The 26844-nt window shown below is 39.9% G+C and carries 21 protein-coding genes and 1 pseudogene; 9 read left to right on the top strand and 13 right to left on the bottom strand.

What is annotated here, in order from left to right; genetic code table 11:
• Positions 1-27 precede the first annotated feature (27 nt).
• From recA to HPS53_RS12580, 7 genes and pseudogenes are all read left to right on the top strand, one after another.
• Positions 28-1062: a recombinase RecA gene (recA, locus tag HPS53_RS04420; protein WP_172204638.1), complete on the top strand. Its 1035-nt coding sequence runs from the start codon at positions 28-30 to the stop codon at positions 1060-1062.
• 447 nt (positions 1063-1509) lie between these two features.
• The gene (locus tag HPS53_RS04415) at positions 1510-3009 is read left to right on the top strand and encodes an ATP-binding protein (protein WP_172204636.1); all 1500 of its coding nucleotides are present in this window, start codon (positions 1510-1512) and stop codon (positions 3007-3009) included.
• A gap of 16 nt (positions 3010-3025) precedes the next feature.
• The gene (locus tag HPS53_RS04410; RefSeq protein ID WP_009039269.1) at positions 3026-3730 is read left to right on the top strand and encodes a hypothetical protein; all 705 of its coding nucleotides are present in this window, start codon (positions 3026-3028) and stop codon (positions 3728-3730) included.
• A 32-nt stretch (positions 3731-3762) separates the two neighbouring features.
• Positions 3763-7236, top strand: a complete 3474-nt coding sequence (locus HPS53_RS04405) for a helicase-related protein (RefSeq protein ID WP_172204634.1) — start codon at positions 3763-3765, stop codon at positions 7234-7236.
• Between the two features lie 12 nt (positions 7237-7248).
• Positions 7249-10410, top strand: a complete 3162-nt coding sequence (locus HPS53_RS04400) for an Eco57I restriction-modification methylase domain-containing protein (protein ID WP_009039267.1) — start codon at positions 7249-7251, stop codon at positions 10408-10410.
• Positions 10411-10439: 29 nt separating this feature from the next.
• Positions 10440-10700, top strand: a pseudogene (locus tag HPS53_RS12585) (Eco57I restriction-modification methylase domain-containing protein); the annotation flags it as partial.
• 147 nt (positions 10701-10847) lie between these two features.
• The gene (locus HPS53_RS12580; RefSeq protein WP_371741768.1) at positions 10848-11729 is read left to right on the top strand and encodes a TaqI-like C-terminal specificity domain-containing protein; all 882 of its coding nucleotides are present in this window, start codon (positions 10848-10850) and stop codon (positions 11727-11729) included.
• Positions 11730-11742: 13 nt separating this feature from the next.
• Here the strand turns inward: HPS53_RS12580 and HPS53_RS04390 are convergent, their stop codons facing one another.
• The 8 genes from HPS53_RS04390 to HPS53_RS04355 form a co-directional block, all read right to left on the bottom strand.
• Entirely contained in the window at positions 11743-12837 is a 1095-nt protein-coding gene (locus HPS53_RS04390) for an Eco57I restriction-modification methylase domain-containing protein (RefSeq protein ID WP_172204632.1), read from the bottom strand.
• The gene (locus tag HPS53_RS04385; RefSeq protein WP_172204630.1) at positions 12821-13474 is read right to left on the bottom strand and encodes a master DNA invertase Mpi family serine-type recombinase; all 654 of its coding nucleotides are present in this window, start codon (positions 13472-13474) and stop codon (positions 12821-12823) included. Before HPS53_RS04385 ends, HPS53_RS04390 begins: the two co-directional genes overlap by 17 nt.
• Positions 13475-13582: 108 nt before the next feature.
• Positions 13583-14230: a hypothetical protein gene (locus tag HPS53_RS04380; protein WP_172204628.1), complete on the bottom strand. Its 648-nt coding sequence runs from the start codon at positions 14228-14230 to the stop codon at positions 13583-13585.
• Positions 14230-15129, bottom strand: a complete 900-nt coding sequence (locus HPS53_RS04375) for a relaxase/mobilization nuclease domain-containing protein (RefSeq protein ID WP_172204626.1) — start codon at positions 15127-15129, stop codon at positions 14230-14232. Before HPS53_RS04375 ends, HPS53_RS04380 begins: the two co-directional genes overlap by 1 nt.
• Entirely contained in the window at positions 15113-15481 is a 369-nt protein-coding gene (locus HPS53_RS04370; protein WP_172204624.1) for a MobC family plasmid mobilization relaxosome protein, read from the bottom strand. Before HPS53_RS04370 ends, HPS53_RS04375 begins: the two co-directional genes overlap by 17 nt.
• A 101-nt stretch (positions 15482-15582) precedes the next feature.
• Positions 15583-17388 carry a DUF3987 domain-containing protein gene (locus tag HPS53_RS04365; RefSeq protein WP_172204671.1) on the bottom strand — a complete coding sequence of 602 codons (1806 nt, stop codon included), beginning with the start codon at positions 17386-17388 and terminating at the stop codon, positions 15583-15585.
• The gene (locus tag HPS53_RS04360; protein ID WP_172204622.1) at positions 17339-17938 is read right to left on the bottom strand and encodes a BT4734/BF3469 family protein; all 600 of its coding nucleotides are present in this window, start codon (positions 17936-17938) and stop codon (positions 17339-17341) included. The genes HPS53_RS04365 and HPS53_RS04360 overlap by 50 nt, the downstream gene beginning before the upstream one ends.
• Complete coding sequence (locus HPS53_RS04355) at positions 17935-18288, bottom strand: helix-turn-helix domain-containing protein (protein WP_172204620.1); 354 nt, start codon at positions 18286-18288, stop codon at positions 17935-17937. The genes HPS53_RS04360 and HPS53_RS04355 overlap by 4 nt, the downstream gene beginning before the upstream one ends.
• Positions 18289-18559: 271 nt before the next feature.
• Here HPS53_RS04355 and HPS53_RS04350 point away from each other — a divergent pair, with 271 nt between their 5' ends.
• Both HPS53_RS04350 and HPS53_RS04345 read left to right on the top strand, forming a co-directional pair.
• The gene (locus HPS53_RS04350; RefSeq protein ID WP_172204618.1) at positions 18560-19474 is read left to right on the top strand and encodes an IS1595 family transposase; all 915 of its coding nucleotides are present in this window, start codon (positions 18560-18562) and stop codon (positions 19472-19474) included.
• Positions 19471-19641, top strand: coding sequence for a hypothetical protein (locus HPS53_RS04345; RefSeq protein WP_172204616.1), 171 nt, complete (start codon positions 19471-19473; stop codon positions 19639-19641). The genes HPS53_RS04350 and HPS53_RS04345 overlap by 4 nt, the downstream gene beginning before the upstream one ends.
• Before the next feature lie 35 nt (positions 19642-19676).
• Here HPS53_RS04345 and HPS53_RS04340 read toward each other — a convergent pair whose 3' ends face one another.
• The 5 genes from HPS53_RS04340 to HPS53_RS04320 form a co-directional block, all read right to left on the bottom strand.
• Positions 19677-20198 carry a hypothetical protein gene (locus HPS53_RS04340; RefSeq protein ID WP_172204614.1) on the bottom strand — a complete coding sequence of 174 codons (522 nt, stop codon included), beginning with the start codon at positions 20196-20198 and terminating at the stop codon, positions 19677-19679.
• Positions 20199-20638: 440 nt separating this feature from the next.
• On the bottom strand, positions 20639-20851 hold the full coding sequence (locus HPS53_RS04335; protein WP_172204612.1) for a hypothetical protein: 213 nt from the start codon (positions 20849-20851) through the stop codon (positions 20639-20641).
• Between the two features lie 6 nt (positions 20852-20857).
• The gene (locus tag HPS53_RS04330; RefSeq protein ID WP_172204610.1) at positions 20858-21127 is read right to left on the bottom strand and encodes a hypothetical protein; all 270 of its coding nucleotides are present in this window, start codon (positions 21125-21127) and stop codon (positions 20858-20860) included.
• Positions 21128-21184: 57 nt separating this feature from the next.
• The gene (pglZ, locus tag HPS53_RS04325) at positions 21185-23587 is read right to left on the bottom strand and encodes a BREX-4 system phosphatase PglZ (RefSeq protein WP_172204608.1); all 2403 of its coding nucleotides are present in this window, start codon (positions 23585-23587) and stop codon (positions 21185-21187) included.
• A gap of 4 nt (positions 23588-23591) precedes the next feature.
• Entirely contained in the window at positions 23592-26813 is a 3222-nt protein-coding gene (locus tag HPS53_RS04320; RefSeq protein ID WP_216651884.1) for a hypothetical protein, read from the bottom strand.
• Between the last annotated feature and the right edge of the window lie 31 nt (positions 26814-26844).

Genomic DNA, 26844 nt, shown 5'->3' with positions numbered 1-26844 from the left:
ATTCTATAACTAACAATTAATATTTCAATGGCAAAAAAAGAAGATACAGGAGCGGCAATGACCGGCAACGAAGAAAAACTGAAAGCATTGCAGGCTGCCATGTCAAAAATAGAAAAAGACTTCGGCAAAGGAAGCATAATGCGCATGGGCGATGAGCAAATCGAGAACGTGGAAGTCATACCCTCGGGAAGTATCGGCCTTAATGTGGCCCTCGGTGTGGGCGGCTATCCGAGAGGAAGGATAATAGAGATATATGGCCCGGAATCGTCCGGAAAGACGACACTGGCGATACACGCCATAGCCGAGGCACAGAAAGCGGGAGGCATCGCGGCATTCATAGACGCCGAACATGCTTTCGACCGCTTTTACGCCGCCAAGCTCGGAGTGGATGTGGAAAATTTGTGGATATCACAACCTGACAACGGCGAACAGGCACTCGAAATAGCGGATCAACTGATCCGATCTTCAGCAATAGACATTCTGGTCGTCGACTCGGTTGCCGCATTGACTCCCAAAAAAGAAATTGAGGGAGATATGGGCGATAACGTTGTCGGCCTGCAAGCCAGACTAATGAGCCAGGCCCTGCGTAAACTGACAAGCACCATCAGCAAAACAAACACCACTTGCATATTCATCAACCAATTGCGTGAAAAAATCGGAGTGATGTTCGGTAATCCGGAAACAACAACCGGCGGTAACGCTCTTAAATTCTATTCAAGCGTACGCCTTGACATCCGACGCGTCACGAGCATTAAAGACGGTGACAACATCATAGGGAACCAGGTAAGAGTAAAGGTCGTGAAAAACAAAGTGGCTCCGCCATTCCGCAAAGCAGAGTTTGAGATAACCTTCGGAGAAGGCATATCGAAAATCGGCGAGATTCTCGACCTCGGAGTGGAATACGGAATCATACAAAAAAGTGGAAGCTGGTTCTCATACAATAGCTCCAAGCTAGGACAAGGCAGAGACGCCACCAAGGCTCTTCTCCAAGACAATCCGGAATTATGCGAGGAACTTGAATCATTGATAATGCAAGCCATCGCAGAAAAGAATGAATTGTAGACATCATAAAATGCCCCGAAAGTTTGATTCCTAACTTTTGGGGCTCTTTTTGTTTTGTCGCAAATAAGAGATAAAAAAGCCCATAGAAAACACATAGCAACCAGACTCCCCATAAACGCAAAAGCGTGCAACTCACCAGAGCTGCACGCTTTTGCTTATTGTTTTTTATCTGTTTCCTTATCGGAATCATTTGACTTCCTCAAAATCAACATTATCTCAGTATGAGCAACTTGCGTACACGTGTTGCAATTATATCGCAAATCCGAAAATAAGCATCCATAAGCAACACAAGCTCTCACTCGCAAAAATACACTTTTTCCCCATAAGCAACGTGATGTAAACGCATAAAAATCATAAGAAAAGGAGGATTTTAATAGATTCTTCGGTTTTATCCTTACCTTTGTATGTGATATTGGGGTGTTGTACCATAACAGCAATAAAGAAACTATGCAGATACATAACAATACATTGATAGCGGAATGCTCGGCTTACGATTTCAAAGAAATGTTGGAACGTAAGAAAGTGAAGTCATGGCTTAAATCGGTATCGGCTTTTGCCAATACGGATGGCGGCAGTTTGTTCTATGGAGTGAACGATGACGGAGAAGTTGTTGGTTTGGAGAATCCACAAGCCGATGCTGATTTTATCAGTGAAATGATAAAGGCACGACTTGACCCTGTACCGGAAGTTCAACTTATTCCGATAGAGCACGAAGTACATACTTTACTTGAAGTGAAAGTAAAAGCTGGAACACTTACACCTTATTATTACTATCAAGATGGAACACGTACCGCATATGTACGAGTTGGCAATGAAAGCGTGGAGTGCAATTCGCAACAACTTCTTTCATTAGTGTTGAAAGGCACACACATGACATGGGATTCATTGCCTACCCAAGTAGATGCCAGCAAACATTCTTTCATCATCCTTGCCAATACCTTCCGTGAGCAAACCCATCAGGAATGGAATGACAAATATTTGGAATCATTCGGACTGGTCACGCCAGACGGTAAACTGACCAATGCCGGATTGCTGTTTGTGGATAATTGTACCGTATTTCAATCACGTATTTTCTGTACTCGTTGGACTGGACTCTATAAAGATGATGCCATCAGTTCCGTAGAACATCGGGCTAACCTCGTGTTATTACTAAAATACGGCATGGACTTCATCAAGAACTATACCATGAGCGGCTGGGTGAAGATGCCAAACTATCGCCTTAACCTACCCGACTATTCCGACCGTGCCATCTTCGAAGGATTGGTAAACCACCTTATCCATCGGGATTACACCGTAATGGGCGGTGAAGTACATATCGACATTTACGATGACCGAGTAGAACTAGTATCACCGGGCGCAATGTTTGACGGTACGCAGATTCAAGACCGAGATATATACAAAGTGCCGTCCATGCGCCGTAACCCCGTCATTGCAGACATGTTCACACAGTTGGACTATATGGAGAAACGTGGCTCCGGCTTACGCAAAATGCGGGAACTTACGGAGAAACTGCCTAATTTCCTGCAAGGAAAAGAACCACAATATCAAACGGAAGCGACCTCTTTCTACACCACTTTCTATAATCTGAATTGGAATGAAAACGGAAGAATACCTGTTGAAGAAGTAGCCAACAGGGTAAATAGCACCCTCGAAAAGTACCCTGTAAACGAAGAAAGTTCGGAGAAAAAGTACCCTGTAAACGGAAATAGTACCCTCGAAAAGTACCCTGTAAAACGAAGTGCCAATAAACCTGTTGGTAGAACAGCTCAACGTATTATAGATATGGTTATATCTAACCCGATGATAACTCGTGAGAAAATGGCAAATGAATTGGGGATTTCTTTGGATGGTGTCAAGAAACAGATAAAGAATCTTCGAGATAGAGGTATTCTCATCCATGAAGGTTCTGACAAGGCAGGTTATTGGCGCATAATTGTTAAACCATAAACCGAACAATAAACCTATGGGAACATCTTTCATACCATTCAGTGCAATAATTGCCGTTTTGATTATCGCCTTTTTGTTTGCTTCCTTGCCGCAAATAAGCCACAAAACGCGATACAGAGTGCTTTATGCAATAGCTATCATCATGCTATTTGCCGTGATTCCTATCAGTGAGTATATGGCTGAGAATACCAAAAATTCAAACAGCAATTATCTGCTTGTTCTGATATTTGATGTTGCAGTAGGTTATTTTTGTATGTACATTGCTGCATTGCTAAAATTCAACGTCCTTAAACGAAAGAATCAAGCATTGGAAAATGCCTTGACCGAAAAGCAACAAGAAAATATAGCAATCCTATTGGAACATCAGAATGAAAAGCAACAAGTACTTCAGCAAAGAGAACTTGAATGGTTAGCAGATAAAATCAAGATGTTCACTGAGGAAGAACAGAAAGCGATTCTTGCCAGTGCTTGCGCATTTGCAGAACACGGTTTGATAATCACTCCCTCAATAACCATTCAACTCAAAGATACATGTAGTCAGCAAGATCTTATGTATTTTGTTTGTTCCACCTTTTTCAACATGGGCAAGAAACGTAGTGATATTGTAAGTTTCTTATCTCAAGTCTTTCCGCTTTACTTTCCTGCAGGAGAAAGTGTATTGGCTAAAAAGATGCCGGGATGGGAAAGAGTAAAAGAGAGAAGGGAGAAAGAATGTAATTAGCGTATGTTTTCAAACCATAGAATAGAATTAAAATGAATAATACACTTATAGATAATTCCATAGAAGCACTTTCAATGACAGCAACATTGAGAAAATGCTTAGCCATTGATGGCATTAAAACAGTCAGTATTGCCACTGGTTATTGGGATATTCCCGGTTTAGCTATACTACAAGAAAATTTGAGGTCTTTCATTGAAAAAGACGGAACAACACTTCGTTTACTTATAGGTAAAGACCCTTATATATACGCAAATCAATTAAAGTCACCTAAATATAAAGATGCAAATTATCCACTGGACTTCATAAAGACTGATATCCACGAACTTAGTGTTACTGAGGAATATAAAGATGCTATACGTCTGCTTCTTGATTATTGTACGGAAAACAATGATTCAAAGATTCAGATTCGTGTGTTTCGAAAAAATGAAAATGACGAAACTCAATTTTTACATTCTAAGTGTTACATCTTTGATGGAAAGTCAAACGGCATTGGTATTGGCATCGTGGGAAGTACAAATTTTACACAAAAAGGATTACAAGGTAACGCAGAATTAAACTATATTGAAACTGCTCCAAATCAAGTGTTATCGCTTGATAAAATACCAGGTAATAAATCTCATTTGATATGGTTTAATGAAAAATGGGAAATATCTGAACCTTGGAACAAACAATTCTTAGAACAAATCCTTAAATCTGCACCTATAACAGATGACGTTGAAAAAGAACGCGAAAGTGAACAACAATTATTCACTCCATACGAACTATATATCAAATTGCTACAAATTAAGTTTGGTGACATTGTAGACAAATCACTCGGACAACAGATAGAAACTTATCTGCCAGCGAACATCCACAAACTGGAATATCAAATAGAAGCTGTAAAGAGGTGTATCAGCATTATGCACGAACATGGTGGCTTTATGTTGGCAGACGTGGTGGGACTTGGCAAGACGATTATCGGTACGCTCATCATCAAGCGTTTCTTGTCCGTACCAGAAGACGATGGACGAGAACGTAAAGTATTGGTCATTACTCCTCCCGCCATTCAATCGGGTTGGAAGAAAACTATAGCCATGTTCGACAAAGATTCTGACGAGAAAATTACGCCATACATTGACTTCATTACAACTGGACGCATCGTAAATGTTGCCGAAGATGAGAGCTTCGAAGATGACGATGACGACAGCCGCGATTCTGGCGATTTTGGTGGAACACTCCAAGAAAAGAATTATGGCTTTATTGTGATTGACGAAAGCCATAAGTTCCGCAACAGTACCACATTGATGTACCAGTCTCTTGATGAACTGATACAGAAGATTTGTTCTAATACAGGGATATATCCATATGTGGGTCTTCTTTCTGCCACACCGCAGAACAACCGACCAAACGACTTGAAGAATCAGATTTACCTTTTTGAGAGAAACCACAATGACAGTACATTGAAGAAGGCTGAAAGTGGTAATATCGAAAGGTTCTTTGCTGATGTCAACCGAGAATATGAATTGCTGATAGATAGAAGCAACGACATACCAACAGATGAGCGCCGCCAACGCTTGGATGCCGTATCAAAGAGACTGCGTGACTGCGTGCTAAGTGATATTTTGGAACGCCGAACAAGGACTGACGTTGAGAAGTATTACGAAAACGATATAAAATCACAAGGTTTGGTCTTTCCGAAAATAATTGGGCCTAACAACCTTGAATACATCATGGACAACGAGTTGGCACAACTCTTCTCTGATACCATGACAATTATTGCTCCTACTGCGGAAGATAAGTTAAAGACTGATGAGTGGCTAAGATATTTCCGTTATCGTGCTATTGAATATTTTACTGATTTTGCCAACGAAAATAAATATAAAGGTAGAGGAAACCGTAGTGTTAGTGATGTAGCAAAACAGCTCGCAACCATTATGCAGATTCTTCTTGTAAAGCGTCTTGAAAGTTCATTTACGGCTTTCACCCAGTCATTGCTGAATTTGCGTCGTTATACCGAGAATATGATTAAAATGTGGGAAAACGACACAATTTTCGTTTGTCCGCAAATTGATGTGAACAAAGAACTTGACTATGAAGCCAAGACATTGAAACGTGGTAAACGTGTTTCGTTTAATGATTGTGTAGAAGACATTAGATCCAAGATAACGAAGTTAACGGAACAAGGACGTAACGAGAAGGGACAGAATGCAGAATATAAGCGCAAAAATTTCAAGGAAGAATACTATATTCAACTGAAAGAAGACTTCCGACTCATTTCTAATCTCTATGATCGATGGGCGAAAAACCCGCAAGACCCGAAATTTGATGCTTTCAAAGAGAATATCAAACCAGAATTGTTTAATCCACAAAAGAATACCTCTGGAAAATTAGTTATCTTCTCGGAAGCTATAGACACGGTACAATCGCTTGCGAGAGCGGTAAAGGCAAAGGGCTATAAGGCACTTGTCATTACTGCTGCCAATCGTGATGAGATGGAACATACGATTGAGGAAAATTTTGATGCCAATTACGAAGGTGTCTGGAAGGATGACTACAATGTTATCATTACAACAGAGGTCTTGGCAGAAGGTGTGAACCTCCACCGTGCCAATGTTATTCTGAACTATGATACTCCTTGGAACTCCACTCGCCTGATGCAGCGCATAGGTCGTGTAAATCGTATCGGCAGTAAAGAGCCTTTTGTCTATGTCTATAACTTCATGCCAAGTGCAGAAGGCGATGCGCAGATTCAGTTGGTTCGCAAGGCACATACCAAGTTGCAATCCTTCCACGTCCTATTCGGTGAAGACAGTAAGATTTTCTCGGAAGAGGAAAGTGTGGTACATTACGATATTGCCAAAGCCGTTGACGGTGAGGAATCACCTTTGCAGAAGTATGTATATGAACTAAAACAATACAAGGATACTCACCCTGAACGTTATCTGCAAATAGAACAAGCTAATGAAGACTGGCAGATAGCACAGGCTGCAAGTGGAACGGCATATTTCATAGTAAAAGCACCACACTCTGCAAGGCTTGCAATTAGAATACGTACAGAAGCCGAGGGTTTGTATAACTCCAAAATAATTTCTTTGCTTGAATTGCTTGAAGATATGCGTGTGGAAGAAAAGGCCAAACGTGTTTCATTACCAGATAACTGGCAACAGCTTTCGGCAGAAGCCATAAAGACTTATAACCAATACTTTGTCCGCATCAACAAGTCAAGGGCTGGTGACAAGGCTACGGTTGCAAAAGAAATACTAGTGAAAATTAACAACATACTTGGTTTATCACCACAATCCAAGATTTTGCTGAAAAATGCTCGTAAATTTATTGACCGAGGAAGTTTTGATATTATCAAAAAAGTATTGGCTATTGGTCAAGAATTAGAAGAGCGGGATTCACGTCTTTTTGCCATAGAGCAACAAGATATTGACGAGATTCTGGAGCGAGAAATCGGCAAACTCGTAGCCCATGTGGAAAGTAAACAAGGCGAAGCATCTATTGTATTAGGAACCATCAAGTAAACAAACAACCCCATGAATAAAGAGTCATTAAAAGAATATTTAAACAGCCGATATCAAGGCTGGAGTTCGTTCCTCAACAATGTTATTTTTCCCATTTTCGGTGAAGAAGACTTTGAGGATGGTTTTGAAACAGAGCTTTTGGAGAGTCTGCCCGAACGAAGACAACTGGCAGAAGCAACGGGAATACGCAGCATCAAGCAAGTTGGAATGATGTATGTTGGCGTTGAACCTTTGCAAATTTTCGACGTGACAGTCAACGACCGGGTTATGATGGAGCGTAACCGTGTGAACATTCAACGGCTCATCCGTGCTGTCATGGATCAGTTCTCTTGTGCCTTCATGCTGTTCCATTACGAGGATGATACTCGTTGGGATTGGCGTTTCACTTATTGTCGAAAGAGCGGTAACAAAGAAGAAACTACCGACAGCAAACGTTATACGTTCCTGCTGGGGCCAGGTCAGTCATGCCGCACGGCAACTGACAACTTCATGGCTCTATATGACAAAAGGAATTCTCTTGAAATTAAAGACATCGAAAATGCATTCAACGTTGAAGCTCTTTCTAAAGAGTTCTTCGGGAAGTACAAGGCTCAATATGAAGATTTTGTCAATTACATGGTTGCCCCTGCCAACGGAATGCGTCAGCACTTCATTGATACAGACTTTGACCATACGGGTATGACAGCCGACAAAATTCGTGACCGTGAGGAAAAACCCATTCGTGATTATGTAAAGAAACTTCTTGGACGCATCGTGTTCCTGCACTTCCTCCAGAAAAAAGGCTGGCTTGGCGTTCCTGCAGGCAAGGAATGGGGCGAAGGCGATCGTGATTTCATGCTGAATATTTTCAAGAATGCGAATGAAAGTCAGAAGGAAAACTTCCTTGATGACATATTAGAAGACTTGTTTGCAGAAGGCTTAGACCGTAACCGTTCAGATCAGGGCGACCTTTACGACACAAAAGTAGAAGGTTTCCGTAACTGTCGTATTCCATATTTGAACGGCGGTCTGTTTGAACGTGACATCCTTGACAAGAAGCCCAGTCATTTTCCTGCCAGCTATTTTAATAGCTTGCTGACAATGCTCTCGCAGTACAACTTCACCATCGATGAAAATGACCCTAATGATGCAGAAGTGGGTGTTGACCCCGAAATGCTCGGACGCATCTTTGAAAACCTGCTGGAGGATAACAAGGATAAGGGCGCATTCTATACGCCGAAGGAGATTGTGCAGTACATGTGCCGTGAAAGTTTGATAGCATATCTGCAAACAGACATGAGGGAAGAGGATAAGGAATGTATACGTCAGTTTGTGACAACTCACGATGCATCCCTGCTGGGCGAACTGAAGGAATACATTGATCAGAAACTATGCAATGTGAAGATATGTGACCCTGCGATTGGATCTGGTGCTTTTCCAATGGGATTACTGCGTGAACTATTCTTCTGCCGTTCTGCCATTGAGCCAAACATCATAGAGAATGCCGCAAACATCAAACGTCACATCATTCAAAACAACATTTATGGAGTTGACATTGAACGTGGAGCTGTGGATATAGCCCGTCTGCGTTTCTGGCTCTCACTGATTGTTGACGAGAAGTCACCAGAGGCTCTGCCTAACCTTGATTTCAAGATTATGCAGGGAAATTCCCTTCTGGAGCAATATAAGGGCGCTGACCTTTCAACGATGACAGAAAAGAAGGTTGGTAGTGAACATAGCATTACGCTCTTTGACACTATGTTAGATGTGTATCGCAAGAACCTACGCGACAAACTCGCAGAATACTATGTTTGCCCTGAACATGACAAAAAGGCGCAGTTGAGAAAGGACATCGCAGATATTGTAAAGCAGGAGCTCATTGAACAAGGTATTCATATCGATTTTGAAGATATGGACTTGTCTGCTAACAGTCAGTTCTTCCTTTGGCATACATGGTTTCATGATGTTTTCTCACGACCTTCAAATGGGGGCGGCTTCGACATCACCATTGGTAACCCACCATACATTAGTGCGCCGACACAGATAGCATTACCAGAATTGAACGAACAGCGGCAGCGTATAGTGGCAAGCAAGAAGTACAAATCGCTTAATGAGAAGTGGGATTTGTATGTTCCTTTCATGGAACTTGGTATGCAACTCCTATGCCCCAATGGAGTATTCTCTATGATTGTTCCATATCCCTTGACAAATCAAAAGTACGGTAAGAAACTTCGTAAGATGATTGCAGAAGAATATCATTTGTTGGAGATAGCCGACCTAAACGGTACAAAGATTTTTGAGAATGCCACAGTGAGTAACTGCATTCCATTTATTCAGAACAGTCAACCAGAGGGTAAACTTCGTATCACAAAAATCTTAGAGGACAAGACCATCCGTGAAGTGTTAAGCAAATCTCCAAAGGCATTAAAGCAGGACGAGAAAAATTATGTTTGGAACTTGACAGAGGAGGAAAGAACTGGAAACCGCTTTGTTAATATGAATATATTGGGCGACTTCTGCTATATTAGTAAAGGTATGGTGGTTAACGCCCATGAGAACATTGAAAAAGGTGCTTTCAAGAAAGAAGATTTGATTAGTTTACATTTTGATGATGTACATAGCAGAAAGTATTTGGAAGCAAAAGACATAGATAAATACCAAGTTCGACGTGTGCGTTATCTCGAATGGAACACAGAACGTTGCCCAAACAAATTAAGTCGTCCGACTTTTCGTGAGTTGTATGACTGTCCAAAACTTATTATGAATTGTTTGGGAACTATCAACGTAACAATTGACATAGAGGAACACTTTCTACATAATCACTCTATCTACTGCGCAGTTCTTTGGAAGGACTTGAAAGATGTTAGCAATAAGAGCATATCTTCAAGCATCAAGAAATTCTGCAAACATAACCGTGCAAAAATGGAAATCCTGTCTGGAGAGGTTAACCTGTATTATTTGCTAGGCATTCTCAATTCCTCGATGGCTAACCAGCTGTTAGCAGACCAACGAGGCGGTGACTATCACATATATCCAGAACACATTCGCAATCTTCCAATCCCTGTTCCGCAAAGAGAAGTACAAAACGCTATCGGCGTAATTGCAAAAGAGATTCTACATCGTCGAGAAGAGAATCTTGATTACTCCGAATTGGAAGAACAACTTAATGGACTTGTAACAGCATTGTATCAATGACATATTGTTGACCCTCAAAAGAGGGCTTCGATATTGTCATCGGCAATCCACCATATGTCGAAGCGAAAAAACTAAAGTACATCGCAAGTATTCTTAAAGAAAAATTTGCAATATATTCAGGTACGGCAGATTTGAGCATATATTTTAATGAGTTGGGGGTGAATCTCCTTGCCGAGAAGGGAATAATATCATATATCACCACCAATAAATTCTTCAACACAGGCTATGGTGAGAAAGTTAGAAGACAACTTTCTTCACAACACATCAACATCATACTCAACTTCGAGCAAGTAGAGGTTTTTGAAAATGTTTTGGTGTCAAGTGTCATTTTTAATATTTCTAAGAGAAACAAGATACCCAAAAGCATCTTTACTTACGAGCAATTTTACAAACTTAAGTTTCAAGAGTTTAAGCGGCAATTTGTTGAACGGCAAAATATGTTTGGTGTCTATCCACAAGACTATCTCAATGAAAAAGAATGGTCTTTTTCTGATATGAGTCAGTTGATGTTGAAGGAGAAAATTGAAAAAAGTCATTTGATTTTGAAGGAAGTTAAGGGCGTGAAGATATATAGGGGAGTAACAACTGGCTATAATCCTGCATTTATCATATCGAATGAGCAACGTGATAAACTAATAGCAGAGGACATTAAGAACAAGCGAGTTATTAAGAATATGCTGCAGGGGCGTAATATCAGGAAGTGGTATTACAATGAAAGTGAAGATAATCTAATCTTTACTCGGAGAGGAACTGATATAGAGGACTTCCCATCTATAAAAACTCATTTGTTTGCCTTTTATAATAATCTTAAACCAAAAACGCCAGATGATAGTTCGGAAGGACGTAAACCTGGCACCTATAAATGGTTTGAAATTCTGGATAATACAGCATACTATCTTGAATTTGAAAAATCCGAAAAGATTATATGGGGGTTAACTGCTGATAAATGGGCATATGCACTAGATACAGAACAACATTATTTGCCGAGCAATGCTTATATTCTGACTTCTGAAACCATTTCCATAAGGTTTATTCTTGGATTGTTGAATAGTAAATTGTTACATTATTACTTTCGTTTTATTGGTGTGATGACAGCAGGTGGAGCATACACACTTAAAGCAGCAACAATAGAAGTACTCCCGATTGCAATAGGAACAAAAGAGCAGCAGAAAGAAATCGCATTAAAGGTAGAAAGCATCCTTAATGCTAAGGCAAAAAACAAACAAGTCGATGTTTCTTCTACAGAAAGCGAAATTGACCGTCTTGTATATAACCTTTACGGACTATCCGAGGACGAGATAAAAATAGTGGAAGGCTAAATGCCTTCCATTATTATTCTCCTGCCAACCTAAATTCCAATTCGTAATTCTTTATGAAGCCGGTTTCCTCCTGCGTCAATCCGTATAGCGGACAGATATAATCATCTATCTCATCAATGATTGCTTTGGAGCGTACAATCTTGTATTCCTTGAATGAATCAACATTATAGGTGGACTCTCCAGATGTTGTTCTGATATTAGCTTTAGCCTCTATATCAGAAAGATAACGAGAATATAACCCGTCAAGATACTCAATATCCTTAGTTGAAAGCTGCGGAATTGTGAAATTCTCTATTTCGTATGTCTTCCAATTCAAATTATCAGAAAAAATCTGATAGAACCAAAATGACAAATTGCTACTGAGTATGCATCCAACAGCATCTGCGATTTTGGAATTAGCAAAATAGATAGTTCGCTCAGCTGATGAACCGATACTATAATTTGTTACGACTTTGAAGTATCGCCCTCCTGCAAACCTGTATATGATTGGACTCCCTGAAGTCTTGATAAGAGACCCCAACCTTGTATAGTTGAAGAGTTTGTTTAAGATGGTTTTCTCTATTTCAGAACCTATCTTTGGAATACGACCATAAAGTGTTTGCCCTTTCACATCAACAAATTGTAAGTTATCAATAAGCTTTTGTAAATCAAACTCATTTCCTCTTCTGTGCATCTTTGTTGAGTAAAGATGCCGACAAGGTGTTTCTGTCTTTTTGAAAAGTAATATTGAAGTGTTTACGAAAGCGTTCTCAAAAACAGGCTTGGGGCGTACTGCATACGATGATATGTGTATGGTATCACAGTTTCCCATCAAAATACGGTGTACGCCTGTGAGGGAATCACTTGATGTCAAGGATATTGGTACTATATAAGCAAAACTTCCATTCTTCCTAAGCAGATTGTATCCCAATTCTATGAATAGTGTATATGTATCAAGAGAACCCTTCTGTAATCCTTGGATGCTATTTGCCGTCACATACGTATTCTTATAATACCTCTTTGTTTGGTTGTCGTATTTAGCACCGTATGGTGGATTGCCGATGACAATATCGAAGCCCTCTTTTGAGGGTCGCTTCTGTAGTACATAGAAATCAATGATAGATACCATACTCTTCCCACCCTTCTTGTTGACAGTTTATAGGCAAATGAAGCCCCGTATAAACGAGATAACGATATAATGTTGTTTTTGAAACTTTCAACCTTTTAGATATAACAGTTTTTTCTGTTCCTTTAGCCAATTCTTTTACTATATAATCATGTTTGTTGGCACATTTGGGATTAAGTCTACAACGAAAGCCACGACAATGTCCGAGCATTGCCCCTTCTGCTTTTTTTCTCGCTAATGCCTCTTTTGTACGTTGACTGATAAGATTACGTTCAATCTCAGCTGACAATCCGAAAGCAAAGGCAAGGACTTTACTTTGTATATCTTCCCCAAGTCGATAGTTATCTTTAATTGTCCATACCTTACATTCCTTTGTCATACAGATATTCAAGATTTCCATAATCATAAAAAGATTACGTCCAAGACGTGAAAGTTCACTACAGATGATAATATCATCTTTGCATACTTTACGTAGTAAACGTCCAAGCTGTCGTTTTGTGTAATTTTTCGTTCCACTGATAGTTTCTTCTATCCAATCGTCAATTGTTAACTCATTAATTTTACAGAAGTTGCTTATCTCAAAACGTTGGTTTTCTACAGTTTGTTTATCACTGCTTACTCTAATGTATCCGTAAATCATAACGCTAAAATTTATATTAACATACACCAATATAAAAAAATCCCTTCACAATTAATTGAGATGTAAAAGGATAAATTGGAGTAAACAGTATATACGTAAAAACATATACTAATTTCCCCTTTTTATTGCTATCTGCTTTTCTATCAAGTTCTGATGCTGTTCCTTCACCGCCCGATACATCGAATAATACGCAAAGGCTTCTTCTCTATGCTTTGTGCTACTAATCGATGCTGCAACAGCCCACGTAACAATAGCAACAATAAAGACCACCACATACCGGAGTTTTATATGATGCCCACGTATAAACATCCCATTGATATTTGGTGGAATAATGGTTACAGGGCTTTTCAATTCATTGATTCTCGCAAGTATCTCATTCTGCCGCTTTAATATACAATCGGTATTAGCCTCGATATTCATGCGATTGAGATTATAATCACAAACGTGCCGATAAAGATATTCAAGAAATTTAGACTTCTGTTTGAATAATTCAATGAGTTTCGGGAACCACAATGAAAATGGTAAAGTATCCGGTCGCTGTTTCCTGACATGTTGCTTTACCACAGACAAGGCTTCGTTCCAGCAAGCACAGAAACTTTGGGCGACTCCATTATAAATGGTCTTTTCATCAAAGTCCACTTTTACTAATTGCTCTGGTTTAGGAACTGTAGTATTCTGTTTTTCAATACACTCTTTTAACTCATTGATACTTTGGCGCAAATTTACAAGATTTGCAGCTACTACATCTTCTTTCATTATCTTCTACGTTTTGAGGATTTATAAAAAGGTTCATTTCTTTGGTTATCCTTGTCTTTGTCGTCTCGCCATCCTTGTTCATTATTTGTTCCTCCACCTCCACCGGAAGTTATGGCTTGATGAGGTTGAACAATCAGTTCCGATGCCACATTGCCCAATATAGTGCAAAGACTGTTAAAACTCAAATCACGGTCAAGTTTAGAACCAGCTATACTGTACTCATTTTGACAGAATGATATACCACGAATTTTATCAGAGTTATCTGCACGATTAAAACGTATATCTATGTCTTGCCCTTTGAGGATGCCAAGAAAATCATTCCATGAGCGAGACACAGCCAGTGTATCAAGAGTTACAGAACGTAGATTATACTTCCGTAATTGATAAGGGCGCAAACGACTCTTGTTTCTGGCTTTACTATTTTTAGGGGCAAAGTACAATCCATATTCTTTAGTCAAAGCCCGACATACTTTAATATTACGTATTCTTTCATTGCTGTCGGAAATGAGATTGCCTTCATTGTCTATCCGATTGAACACCAAATGACAATGAGGATGTTTCGTATCGTGATGTCGGGCTATGATATATTGAGTATTGCGAATCCCCATTTGTTCCATCCATTTCTTGGCTATCTCCACCAACAGCGCATCCCCTTCTTCGTTATCGGGGAAACGGCTAATGTCTTGCGAAGAAAAAGCTAGTGATACGTGTTTCACCGGACTTTTTACTTTCGGGCGCATGGACGCTTGTATCTGGAAAGAATCGGCTATGGTTTTATTGCTGATGGCACAGACACCTTCGTGTGCTAAAAGTGTGGCACACTTCTTCTTGTTCTTTTGGTCATTGGCGTAATTCACTATTCCTCCAAAATCTGATCTTGTTTTAATCTTTGCTATCATGGCTATTGTTCTTTACTTGGTTGATGATTCTACTGACTTCTGATATGATTGAAAAGCATTGTTGTTTGAATGCTTCCAAACCATAAGTGTGCATCTGATGGGCTATCTGATTGACATTATTGGCGATACCGGAAAGGTCACGGATTGCCGATGCCATTTCCGGACTGATGCGCTGACAGACCTGACAATCCATTGCCGCCTGATGGCAAAATTCATTGACAGACAATCCTGCCTGTTCCGCTTTGGATTGGATATAGATATAGTCGTTCTCGGTAAACATTACCCGAAAACATTTCGTGCGTTTCTGATAACTCGCCAACTTCGGGCGACCGCCTAGTGTCTTCTCCTTCATATTTATCTTAACTTTCGATGTTCATAAATTGATTTTTTGAGAGTGACAGTTTATCCGCTTGCCGCATAGGTTTTAGTGACACTAAAACACAAACTTGCCACTCAAAAAATATTCCTATATTTCCCCTGCTCTATTCGGCATAGCTTACCATCTTTGATAAAGGCTTCTATCCACTTGTTTGCAGTACTTCCATTTTCATTCAAAACTGAAACCGCCGTATCATAATCCTTCTTCGTGAATGTTTCAGGCAGCATATTATAAAGGGTATTCCTTCGTGCATAAACGCCAGTCTCTTGCGAAGCGGTATAGAATCGTTTGGACTGATTTCCTGACAAATTCTGATAAATGAATACGGCATGATAAAGTAAGGTTTCGCAAATATTCATGGCTGTAGAATAGTCATACTCATGGCAGACCAGTTGCTCTGTCTTGTCATGTGAGGAAGAATTGCGATGTACATTCTCCAAATGCCGGACAGCTGTCAGCACCATCATTATACGATAAGCAATCAGTCCCATCCGTCTGACCACTCCTTGCATCTTGTTATCCACTTCGTCACAACACTCTTCATTCACACGACTGAGGTATTCTATAAAGTGTTCCTGTAAATCGGAGGGAAGGGAGAATGAATAATTTCCCTGTCGTACAAATTCCTCATGCAGATGGCAGAATTTATCTCCCAATAATTTGAACTTGGCATTTTTGGATTGGGAAATGTCGCTTGTGGCAAACACATTTCTTATACCTCGCTTGAAGCGAATGATATAGAAACAAAAGCGACTCATCAATCCGTTTTCCGCATCAGGTATCAATCTTCTTACTTGTTCGGGAGTTCCAGCCAAAGCTACTGACACTCTTGGATTAGCTACTTCACAATACTCCCTATCCTTGCGACGGCTCAAACTTACCAACTCATGATGAAATGCCTTTCGCAACACATCGGAATAATTACCATAGTCCGACTTCAATGTTTGGCTTAACGTGTCGCCCTCCGATTCAAACAACAGTCCGATTCCGTCATTATCTCCCAGTATCTTCAAGAAAGAGCTTGCGCTGCTATTGGCAGGAATGACAAGCATACGCATGGGCGGCTCAGCTGGCATAGTCATTCCACTATCTTTCTTACCTTTGATATAAGCATTCATCGCTTCTTTATATTCCTGTTCCAATCGTTTTGAGAGTTCATGCAAATTGCGGTTAATGGGTACTACCAGTTCTCTGCATAGGGTTAACGCCCCCTTTCCCATACCTGCATCTGCCACAACAAACAGATAAAGATTCGGAAAAACAATGCGCTCATCGTACACACCACAAACATTATGAAAGCATACCGACAAACACACAATAGTTCCTATCAATATCGTATCACGGTCATCCACCGAAATGGAATTGTTGACAATCTCATGTAGAAAAGGAGGAAGATGCTCAAACACACATTCAGGAAATGCAGGAAGTTCTTCCTCTGACTTTATCCATTTGCCCGTTTTACCATTTTGGATATTTGGCAAAATGGATAAATGTTCTTTGTTGGATGGAGCCAATGAGATTCCGGCTTGATTTGCCAAATGGAAGAAAGAACGGATAGTAATGCCTTGCCCTTTGGAGTGCAGACAATGCGTATATTGTTTATCCGTCTCTTCCTTTTGATAGGTAGAGTAAAACCTGCTGATGCGGTGATAATACTCCCGTCCGTTCTCTCCCAATCCATCAACAAGTGCAAAGCCCAATTCCACCCAATCTTTATAGTTGGGTGCTATATCAATGCCACGTTGTTCTATCTCCCGAATAACACTTTCTACATCATCTTTTACCTTATTATATATAGGGACAATATCAGGCGTATGTGTTTGCAGTATTTCAGAAGGGACATTCTCCCAATCTTGGGCGGAAAATATTTTCTTCGACATCATCTTTGTATTTAGGGTTAATATATGCTTGTGGGTCGTATGGCAGGAAGCAGGAACGGGCCACATCGCTGCCGGACATATCTACTGATGGCAAACCTGTTGCTTTGATACAGTTGGCGACAGCCTTGAAGTATCGGGAATGTTCCCAGCCTTTCAAGTCTACAGGTATTATCCACTTCAATCCATTACCGGATGGACTGACAAATAATAGTTCCGTATCAAAATATTCATGATTGAGTAATTGCTGTTTTAGCTCCACGATATTCTCCACATGGTCAAAATCCAGACACATCAATCCAGAGCGCATAATCAGTTCCTTCTCATTCCGTTTACGGAATAATCCCGAAAAAGTACAATAGTCGAAATGGGTGGCTTTATATCTTTTGGCTTCGGGAGAAGATAGCATCGAACGCAGAGACTCGGTTTGTGGTTGCGCATAATGCCCGATGACATAGCGATACACATCCACAATGCCTACCGCCCTTATCGGTTCGATGTTTTGAATGGGCTTGCGAAAGAATGAAAAACAATAGTCTGTCGTTTCCATCATCTGATAATCTTTTTAGATTCGACAAATCGTCTGGCTTCTTCCATTAAGTCAGCTTGTGTCTTATGTGATTTGTTCTTCAACCAATCGTCAATCTCAGATTGCAGAAAAGCCAACGCTTTATTTATTTTATGTACGGGAATCTGTTTGGTAGATACCCATCCATAAATTGTCTGTTTGGCTGGATGTGATGGCAGATAAGCACAAAGTTCATCTATATCCATCCATTTGGGTGAATTACTTGCCTGCTCATGTTGCAAGGCATTTACTTTGGATTGCAGTACTTCTACGGACTCAATCAGGTAGGACAACGCATTCGGCATTTCCTCCAATGAATTTACTTTATAGGCCATTTCCTTCGTATTAAAGTTGATGCCGCAAAAGTATAGGGATGTTTATGAGTGCTAAATAGGTGCTTGAAAGCCACCAACAAGCCACTTATTTGCCACCGACGGATTTAATTTTCGTTAACCTAAGGATTGGTTGAAAGAGATAATAAAATGGAGAAAAAACATTAGGGAATTATACGCATTAGTACCTAACAAAACTTTGGCGGGAAAACTTCCATAACAAAGAATTTTTCTTGCCAAAGTTATATATACCAAACGCATTATTGTTTGGTGTATGAATTTTGCTAAATTTACTTCGCTTTTCAGTCTATCGCAAACCTTTCCGACAGAAGAAAGTTGCTTGACCTATCTTGAGCAACACTTTTGGAAGAATGGTGTCGTTTCTCCTTTTGACCCAACTTCTAAGGTATATAACTATGGTAATCATAAATACCGCTGCAAGAATACGGGCAAGAATTTCACTGTAAGAACAAACACGTTGTTTCATGGTTCAAAAGTGTCTTTGCAAAAGTGGTTTATGGCTATATGGTTAATAGCAAACTACAAGAAAGGCATATCATCTTGTCAGTTAGCAAAGGAAATAGGAGTAAGACAGGCTACAGCGTGGCATATGCTTCACCGTATTCGTGAATGCTTCTTTTGCGAGAATGATTATAAACTTGACGGTGAAGTAGAACTGGATGAAACTTTCGTAGGCGGTAAGAATAAAAACCGCCATAAGAACAAGAAAGTAAGGCATTCTCAGGGCAGAAGTTTTAAGGATAAGACACCCGTACTGGGTATGTTACAAAGGGGTGGCAAGGTTGTTTGCCGTGTGGTTAAAAGCACTTCCAAGAAACATCTAACCGCTCCGATACTTAGAACGGTTAAACGCACCGCAAAGTTATTTACCGATGAATGGTGTGGTTATGATACAGTCGGCAAAATATACGAAAGAAAGATTGTTGACCACGGCAAAGGACAATATGTATGCGGTGACGCTTACACTAATACAATAGAAGGATTTTGGAGCGGACTTAAACGTGGTATTATAGGTATTTACCACAAAGTCAGCCGAAAACACCTTTGTAGGTATGTTAATGAGTTCGTTTTTCGTTATAATACCAAGAAAATTAGCAGCGTTGAGCGATTTAATTTGTTACTTTGCAATATCAATTATCGTACCACTTACCAAGATTTGATAAAATGAGCAAGAAGAAACATGATTTATCGGTTGAAGAAATGAAAAAAGTATTAGAAATCAAGATAACTCCAAGAGAACAGAAGGAGTTACAAAAGATGTCTTGGGAAGATATGATAAGTAAGGCTATGCAATTTAATCCCAATGTTAAGCCTAAAAAGAAGGGCAAGAAATAAATCCTGCCCTTCCCCCATATTTGTATAGCTAAATTCTATGGCTCCATCGAATTTATAAGAGTTTTAGCATCAACATATTCAGGTGGAGTTTGGGTAAGCCACCCTGATTGTTGCTTTTGATAATATACATCCGTGGCATCCATTATACGGTACATTGCTTTGTCAATAGAAGTGGGGTATGTTCTTCCATACAGTTCCATAACAGCCACCTTACAGCTATTTCTACCCATATACCACATCTTACAAAACTGTACTAAATCCTCTGCGCTGACATAATCCACGGTTGGATATTTCTCCTTTTTAGTCCAAGCTAAAGCACCAGCTTTGAAATTTTCAGCAAAAGCATTGACTATTCTATCGTCAAATTTAACTCCACGCATCATAAACGACAAAATGCCGCTCCACTCCTTAATAACGCCTTTCTTAATTTGAACATCAGAAAGGGCATTGATTTCTGTTTCGGTCATAGCAGTAAGCGGTTTCTGTGCATACAGCTCATTTGTACATGTCATTCCTAAAAACATTAGGAATACGAAAGAAAGGAAAATTTTTCTCATAATGGCGAATTTTACAAGAGTTCTCCACAGGCAACCAATCGAAGAGTTTAACAATGTTATTGGTTATAGAAAGTGGGCTGCCATCCTTGCACTCTTGTAGGCATCGCCAAACGCCTGAATATACGCACGGATAGGCAGCCCACGTATATGAGCTGTCTCCGTGCCTCGCATATCCTTTGGTGAGATTTGGCGATTTCACAAGAAGTGAGGCACTTTCTCTGTAATTTTCAAATGTTTGTCTCGAAAGACAATGCAAAGTTACAAAAATTATCCGTATCTTTGCACAGATAAACAATATAAGTTATGGAAGAAATAGATATTACAAAAGAAATATGTAGTGAGGGTGGACAACATAGTCTATTATATGATAAGACGCATCACCTTATTGAATGCAAGAAATGCCATAAGACTTGGTTAAGTAAAGAATACTACCCTGAAAGTCATAAGCCCAATTCTGACTCTTCACGCAAGTCTTCAACGGAAGGGTGAAATATCCTTTGCACAAACCTTTCTATGCCGTCATCTGGTTTTGAACAATTATTGCTGTTGTATAAACTACATCTAAATTCTTCTTCTGTAACTTTACGTTCTTTGAATATAGCTCTAATTTCAGAGAAAATAGTTCTTCTATAATTTTTAAGTGTATGTTCCATAATCATTTATCTCAATGATGATAATCTCAATATCTCGTCTTTTCGGTTATCTTCTTCCGTAGGGCGGTATATTTTCTGAAGAATTATGGGAATACATGCTTGACAATCCGAAGGAGCGAATTTCTCAAGATACTCTTTTAATTCATCTTCTTTGATTGAAAATTTCTCCGCATTTTCCCTTACTTTGTATATTGGGGTAATTGCTTCTTCATTGACCGTGATTATTTCCGAAACACGGAACATTTCTTGAATACATTTTGCTAATTTGGAGTTCATATTTACAAAGTTTATAGTCTATGAATAATTAAACTTTGTAAATGAATAACTACGCATTTATACTACTTTGTTAGCAAAAACATGGTTAGGTACTAATGCGTATAATTCCCTTTGTGAATAGCTGCCAATGCGTATTTCCACTTCATCAACCTCTTGTGTTAGCTCCAATCTGTCGCTCTCAAAACGGAAATGTCCTTGGTTGTTCAGATTGTATCCTGTGTTATTATAAATCAACTTTGGTATTTCCAAGTTTGTAACACCTTTGATACGGAACATTAGAATCGGATTATTTCCGTTCACTGCATCATCAATAAGGCTTATTGAGTATTCAGAAGGTTGCCGCTGCGAAGATAGAATTATGATAGGAACCAACACTTCTTCTGGAGTACATCCACCATGGCATCCCTGTCCATCGGGTATTTCCCCTGCAAGTGAATTATGGCGAAGCGAGCAAATAGTTTGCCTATCATCTAATATGATGTATTTGTCATCTTGGGTATTAGTTCCTATTTTACGTATGGCACATCTCCCATAATGGTCTGATTTTATGCCTCCTAAGTTATATCCAGTCCGTAATTGTGAGATATAAGACAGACCGTGGTCCGAAATGATAGCAATCTTTTTGCCAGCATGTTCTGAAATAATCTCTCTCACAGCACTTTCCACAATTCTAATTTCTTCAATAATATATTGAGGGTAAAAAGTGCATTTATGGGCAAAGCCATCTAAATCGCCTTTTTTCGATAATTCACCGTTAGTTAGCTTTAACAAGTCAGTCTTGTTGTTTTCTGTCTTTGAAGGCAATAAAGAACGGGCTATCATTATCTCATTAAGAAAGATGCCCTCGCTTTTGTATTGCTCCACAAGTCGCATAATAAACGGAATCCAATCAATGCCTAAACCGTCAATCCAATAAAAAACTTCAACATCCTTTCTTCCATTCAACAATGTGCGAACAGTGCTGAATTGATTGTACCACGAGTTGAAAGTTACGGAGTTAGCATTTCTCTCATCTATTGATGTACTTATTAAATCTGTATATCTATTAGACAATTTCGCCTGTTTGTAAGCATCCATGTAATCTAATACCCATTTCTGATGAATATCGGAAGTGCCGCAACTCTTCTCCATATAGTTATAAAGCTGTGGATATAGTTTAGCCAGTTTATTTATCGGAACACGACCATTGGCAACCCACCGTATCATCAATTCTTTTTCTCCGTCAGACAATCCTGTAACATATCGCATGGCGGTCTCATACCCATCTTCCAGTGCTATATTCTCCAACTTTCGGCACAATTTCTCATTCGTATCGTCTGTTAGTCGTATCTTGTTTTTATGGGCATAATTTAGGATTTCCGTGCGCTCATTCAGGCACTCTTCCGGATTGTCCATGTCAAAAACAGATAGGGCGGCTACCGACACAAACTCTTGGTTGTTGTACAATCTACATTTACGGAGCAACTGGCAAATATACCCTTTGTTACAGAATCGTTTGGAATAGTAGGTAGCCAGCAACCAGCGTTTGAAATGTTCCGTATTTTCGAACCAAGTCTTAACAAATACAGTGTAGTCTGCCAAATCGAATATATCGAAATATTTATTGAAGAATTTTTCAAAAGAAAAATTCTTGTATTCTATTTCTCCTGCTAATTTCTCCCAATTACCGGCATCTTCCCTTTGATATTTTATCTCGCCAAAATCGAGGTGCAATCCTTTTGTTAGAAATTCATATGCATTACTACAAGTGGTATAACTCAAAGCATTGTCCGGCTGGGCATTGTCCGCCAATGCGTAAATTGATTTGGACGTACTGATAATGTCTGGTCTTGCATTCTCATCACGCCACACTTTGAGCCAATCTGTAACAGAGCGTACTATGGTAAATTCTCTCTCCAATCCGGCTACTTGGTAAGTGCTTTGAGCAAGCGTCAGGTGGTATCCGTTTTCTTGCTTGGAACCTACCAAATGCCAAATGACAGACTGGGAATCTGAAAAGAATTTCGACATTTTGCCATATTGACCAATCATCGGGATATAAACGCGCTGTCGATTATTAAAGCCGGAAGTTGCAGACTGTATTCCCTTGATGTCGCTAACCAAAGTTTCAAATTCCTTCGCTGTATGATTGTCGTAGAATCGTGCCAATTCCGAGAATGGCACAATAATGCAATCGGAGTCGCTATTATCTTCTATATATTGTCTGATACAATTAGCCAAGCAACTATGCGTCAAGATTTGGTCAGGGTGTTCTTTATCCATCCAATCCACTATTTTCTGCATTTTTGTTACTCCTAATCCTATTAATTCGCTGACAAAATCTTTGGAGTCTGCAAAGTTATCAAATAACACAAAACGTACCGGATAGCGATTTAGTATTGAGGAGTTGGCACCATCGGCTGCTTTGTCCTTTTTTACCTCCTCTATGAGACTGTCGATATGCTCGAAATCCTTATTCATACATCTAATTATCTAAAATTATGTCGAGTATGTCTTCATATCCCAAGTCACAAAGCTGTTCCAACAAGCGTTGAGCAGTAGCAAGCGAAGGAATATTGCCAATATGCTCCAATGCTTGCTGACGTTTTGTCGAAGAACAAGAATTCAAGCGTTCCGACACTTGCCCAAACTTTGTTTGTGGTTCTTCATGCGCATTATATGATTGCCCCGGTGTAAACGGCGTATATCTTGAGGGCAGTGCAGGGGGGAAGGATGTTGGCGCAGGCATTGGAGTAAGCGACAACTTCCAATCCTTTAATTTGTCATTCACCTCTCTTTCCGTCCAAAGCCCTACTTCTCCTTGCAAGTGTTGCTTGATATATGTCTTCGCATCCGGCAAATGTTCATAATCCAAATTCACGATTTCATTAGATTTGAGGAAATTATGATAACCTTCTTCGAAAACTCCACTGCGATTGAGCAGCATAGGGAACTCAAATTCATAACGTCCCAACAAATCAAGCGCATCATTCATCAATGACGGATTTTTGTTAATGTTTGGGTCAAGAGATATTGTCACAATATTATCAATGAGAGATGACATTTCTTCGTTTGTTCCATGTACATACTTCAATGTCCATAGTGGATAACCTTTTTCTGCTGTATATTCATGAGAAATAGCCCAACGAGCATCTTTCAAGCTGCTGATATCCGAATAGGTCTTCAATGACTTTAACTTGAATACCTTTATCAACAATTTACTCAGTTGTCCTGCTTCTTTCGTTTCGAACGTAAAAGTGATCTTGTTACTTGGCTTTCCGTCCTCCCATGACTTGAACGTTTCCATCACATCATCCACCAAATGCTGTGCTAATCGGGGCTTGCCATCTACCGAATAAATTTTATTTATCCAGGGTCGCATGGCAAATGACAGCATGGCGATACCCGCATACGAAGGGAACAAACCGTAAGGCGCACGTGTCAATTCGATGAATTTCTCCGCTAAATTAAACTCTTTTGCCTTGTCGGCGTTCTTTATTTTTCGGCTGACGAATTCACTTACCAAATAAAGCGGATGATTTTCTTTATCTACATTTTCTTTCCAGTGAAGATTATCATCCACTGCATCTTGGAATAAGAACTTTAGAGGTAAAGCCGGACCTGTTGCTTTGCCTATTATTTCATCATAGGTATTGAACATCAATATGTTCTTGGCCGTTTCTTTGGCTTGTTGATTTTTCCAGAATGTCTTTGGCGCACGAGTACGTAGCAAATCAAGTGTTTCCGCTCCACGACTAAACACTTTAGGGGCTATGCCTACATTGACTGCTGTTGCCAGCTTCATGGTGGAAAAGGTTTCGCTTTCTCCTTTCACATATACAGAAAAATTGCTACGACGAACTTCTTTCATCCAATCTGAAATCATGGCTTGTGCATTCTTGTCGTGTGCTGCACGTTGGTCTGCCAAGTTATGGCGACTTGCGCATTGGGCATTAGCCATGTACTCTATGAAACGCTCGTAATTGTCGTCACCGAAAGTAGCATCAAACACCATAAAGACAACATTGGTAAAACGTTCGTCGTTTGAGGCATGTGAAGCTATAGTTTTCAATTCATTCATCTCTTCATCGTTTCGCCCAAGCATTATAGCCATGAACAATTCATAGCTTTTCGCTTTTTCTATAGCGTTCTCTATCTGATGGAGCAAGGCTGCTTCATTCACATAGAGGGAAAAGAAATTGATACTGACAGGACGGCTGACATTAGAAGTAAGCGTATCGAATGCTTTGCGTACTTCCTGCCCATACGTAACCAGTTGTGAGGTATATTTGAATTGAGCTTTCATTTCCAATTTAATCTCCTCAATCTCTTTGGGAGGAAGTGCGGAGAATTGGATAGAGAACAATCCGCCCGGAGCACGTTGAATGATACTATTATCATTCAGCCAGTTCAATATTTCGTCTATATGAGGCTCTATTTGTGTACCTATAAAAAGACTTTTCACATTTTCTTCGCTGGGGGTTACGGTTTCGTTTCCGGCTACATTATTTAAAGCATTGAGCAATAAGATACCCTTGAATACTGCATAGGTGTTTACTCCTTGGTTTTTCACTTGTAGTCTATAAGAATTATAGCGTTCAGTCACAGCCCCGTAACGAATATGGTCTTCGTTGAACACTTCCATAACGTAATCCCAAAGATAATCAGCCGTAATGGTTTTATGCTTGGCGAATGCTACCTCACTCTCCAAGAAGTCACGTATAGCTTGGTTTGCACCAATAAATTCGAAAACACTTCGTGAGGAAGAACCCACCACTCGTGCATAATAGGTGGCAAGATTGGCTGTAGCAGGATGAATGGGATAGAGATTACGCAAGTCTTTTATCGTATCTTCTGCATTATTGCTTCCCATTGCATAACGAGCCAACATTCCGGCATGGCTATTGAAAAAAGAAGTAGTTAATGCTTCATACCCCTCAATATCAGCAATGCGGAACTTGCGTGACATGATTTTAAATGCCGACACCGTTTCCATATTATACTTCATATAATGGTAGCGACCTGTAGTTTTGGTACGTTCTTGCGCATCAAGTTTATTCAGTGCCGAAGGATGGGAGATAAAGAAGAAATAGCTGTTGTTACAAGTTTCCATAGCTTGCTCAGTTATCTTTTGTAGCTCAACCAACAATGACGGCCCCATGTCCGATTTCATTAAGTCGGTAAATTCGTCCCAAATAATCAATAATCCGCAGTAGTCAGTATTTTCTGCCAACTTGTCTTGTACCTCAAAGAACCAATCGCAAATATTGGCACTATTCAGACGTATATCCATGCGCCGTTCTGCTAATGCCCTCTTTACCTGCGTGAGTATGGAAGTGTCAGCTGTACGCAACTTGCTTGCCAAAGTCTTCACATCTGGAGCATAGGCTTCCAGTTTGGGACTTTGGCTGATGATGTCTTCCCAAAAGGCAGGTTCGCTTTCCACATGGTCTGCATAATCATCAAAGTCTGTTTTTACAAAGAAATCGGTCAATCCTGCTGCTTTTAATGCCCTTTTTATGGCACTTTGTAAACGGTGTGAAAAGTCTTCTTTGTGTGCGATGGATTCTGTACCATATAGATTAACAGGGAAAAGACGTTTACTGCTCCTTACGTCATAGACTGACTGGCGTAACAAATCGTATTGCCGGGATGCATATTCGGTGTCCAAGTATTCGCGAATGTCACCCACTTCATCACAAAGCAAATGCTTGATTACTGCGGCTGCATGACTCTTG

It is taken from the genome of Prevotella sp. PTAC (assembly GCF_013166535.1).
Lineage (GTDB): Bacteria > Bacteroidota > Bacteroidia > Bacteroidales > Bacteroidaceae > Prevotella.
The sequence above is the reverse complement of the archived record's forward strand: the minus strand, read 5'-3'. Positions and strand labels throughout refer to the sequence as shown.

What these genes read in the sequence shown, in the direction of transcription:
- recA (WP_172204638.1), top strand. Translation starts at nt 28, where the DNA reads ATGGCAAAAAAAGAAGATACAGGAGCGGCAATGACCGGCAACGAAGAA.
- HPS53_RS04415 (WP_172204636.1), top strand. Translation starts at nt 1,510, where the DNA reads ATGCAGATACATAACAATACATTGATAGCGGAATGCTCGGCTTACGAT.
- HPS53_RS04410 (WP_009039269.1), top strand. Translation starts at nt 3,026, where the DNA reads ATGGGAACATCTTTCATACCATTCAGTGCAATAATTGCCGTTTTGATT.
- HPS53_RS04405 (WP_172204634.1), top strand. Translation starts at nt 3,763, where the DNA reads ATGAATAATACACTTATAGATAATTCCATAGAAGCACTTTCAATGACA.
- HPS53_RS04400 (WP_009039267.1), top strand. Translation starts at nt 7,249, where the DNA reads ATGAATAAAGAGTCATTAAAAGAATATTTAAACAGCCGATATCAAGGC.
- HPS53_RS12580 (WP_371741768.1), top strand. Translation starts at nt 10,848, where the DNA reads ATGTTTGGTGTCTATCCACAAGACTATCTCAATGAAAAAGAATGGTCT.
- HPS53_RS04390 (WP_172204632.1), bottom strand. Translation starts at nt 12,837, where the DNA reads ATGGTATCTATCATTGATTTCTATGTACTACAGAAGCGACCCTCAAAA.
- HPS53_RS04385 (WP_172204630.1), bottom strand. Translation starts at nt 13,474, where the DNA reads ATGATTTACGGATACATTAGAGTAAGCAGTGATAAACAAACTGTAGAA.
- HPS53_RS04380 (WP_172204628.1), bottom strand. Translation starts at nt 14,230, where the DNA reads ATGAAAGAAGATGTAGTAGCTGCAAATCTTGTAAATTTGCGCCAAAGT.
- HPS53_RS04375 (WP_172204626.1), bottom strand. Translation starts at nt 15,129, where the DNA reads ATGATAGCAAAGATTAAAACAAGATCAGATTTTGGAGGAATAGTGAAT.
- HPS53_RS04370 (WP_172204624.1), bottom strand. Translation starts at nt 15,481, where the DNA reads ATGAAGGAGAAGACACTAGGCGGTCGCCCGAAGTTGGCGAGTTATCAG.
- HPS53_RS04365 (WP_172204671.1), bottom strand. Translation starts at nt 17,388, where the DNA reads ATGTCGAAGAAAATATTTTCCGCCCAAGATTGGGAGAATGTCCCTTCT.
- HPS53_RS04360 (WP_172204622.1), bottom strand. Translation starts at nt 17,938, where the DNA reads ATGATGGAAACGACAGACTATTGTTTTTCATTCTTTCGCAAGCCCATT.
- HPS53_RS04355 (WP_172204620.1), bottom strand. Translation starts at nt 18,288, where the DNA reads ATGGCCTATAAAGTAAATTCATTGGAGGAAATGCCGAATGCGTTGTCC.
- HPS53_RS04350 (WP_172204618.1), top strand. Translation starts at nt 18,560, where the DNA reads ATGAATTTTGCTAAATTTACTTCGCTTTTCAGTCTATCGCAAACCTTT.
- HPS53_RS04345 (WP_172204616.1), top strand. Translation starts at nt 19,471, where the DNA reads ATGAGCAAGAAGAAACATGATTTATCGGTTGAAGAAATGAAAAAAGTA.
- HPS53_RS04340 (WP_172204614.1), bottom strand. Translation starts at nt 20,198, where the DNA reads ATGAGAAAAATTTTCCTTTCTTTCGTATTCCTAATGTTTTTAGGAATG.
- HPS53_RS04335 (WP_172204612.1), bottom strand. Translation starts at nt 20,851, where the DNA reads ATGGAACATACACTTAAAAATTATAGAAGAACTATTTTCTCTGAAATT.
- HPS53_RS04330 (WP_172204610.1), bottom strand. Translation starts at nt 21,127, where the DNA reads ATGAACTCCAAATTAGCAAAATGTATTCAAGAAATGTTCCGTGTTTCG.
- pglZ (WP_172204608.1), bottom strand. Translation starts at nt 23,587, where the DNA reads ATGAATAAGGATTTCGAGCATATCGACAGTCTCATAGAGGAGGTAAAA.